At 66.3% G+C, this 888-nt stretch carries 2 protein-coding genes; one reads left to right on the top strand and one right to left on the bottom strand.

Going from position 1 to position 888, the window contains the following annotated elements; translation table 11 throughout:
- Window positions 1-7: 7 nt before the first annotated feature.
- Window positions 8-358 (bottom strand): MerR family transcriptional regulator, encoded by a 351-nt coding sequence (locus tag Plo01_RS39795; RefSeq protein ID WP_203895990.1) that lies wholly within the window; start codon window positions 356-358, stop codon window positions 8-10.
- A gap of 207 nt (window positions 359-565) precedes the next feature.
- On the opposite strand from Plo01_RS39795, the gene Plo01_RS39800 reads away from it, so the two are divergent.
- A partial coding sequence (locus Plo01_RS39800; RefSeq protein WP_203895989.1) for a hypothetical protein occupies window positions 566-888 on the top strand: 323 nt, incomplete at its 3' end.

Genomic DNA, 888 nt, shown 5'->3' on the forward strand with positions numbered 1-888 from the left:
GCCGATGTCAGTCCCCGGCCGCGCGCTCGCGTTCGTATTCGGCGTTGATGCGCAGCGCTTCGGCCAGCTGGTCTTCCAGGATGATGATCCGGCAGGCGGCTTCCACGGGGGTACCCTGGTCGACGAGTTCCCGGGCGCGCGCGGCCAGGCGCAGCTGGTAGCGGGAGTAGCGGCGGTGCCCGCCCCTGGAGCGTTTCGGCTCGATCAGACGGGCGGCGCCCAGGGCCCGCAGGAACGTGGCGGTGACGCCGAGCATCTCGGCGGCCGCGCCCATGCTGTAGGCGGGGTAGTCCTCATCCTCCAACCGGTCTTCGGCCGTGAGCCCGGCCGTGTCGGTAGTCCTGCCGTGAGTGAGCATGTCACCCTCGGGGGCCGAGCGACGTTGATCCATACATTCCTTTCTCATCACGCGCACAGGGGGCCCCGACGCCTGTCGCGCCGGGGCCCCGAAGAGTTCAACACCATCTACCGGCCCACCGGGCCGGCTTACTGTTCCGCAACCGCCGTACTGGGCGGCGGTGATGCGCGGATCGCGGATGCGTGACCGTAGACCACCTTCCTGTCTGTGGAACTGCGGTACCCGAGCGGCGCAACTCAGCCGGCAACGGGCGATCCTGATGGCGTCAACACTCCCTTCATCCCTTGCGGACCACTGGTCCGACTTCACCTGTGGCAGCGCGTCCACGCTCTGGGCCCCTTGCCACTGCGCTGGCCCGTCACGTCCGACCTTCTGCCGTCAACCTTCACCATCAACCTGCTTCGGGCAGTTCGTCGTAATGCCGGTAACCACTTCTGCTGCCCGATGAATCCGTTCCTTGCGATGTCAGAAACCATAGTGCCCATAGCGGCGGATGTCTACTACGGCGAAGATAGATTTTCGGCGCGGAG

Source organism: Planobispora longispora (assembly GCF_016863135.1).
Lineage (GTDB): Bacteria > Actinomycetota > Actinomycetes > Streptosporangiales > Streptosporangiaceae > Planobispora > Planobispora longispora.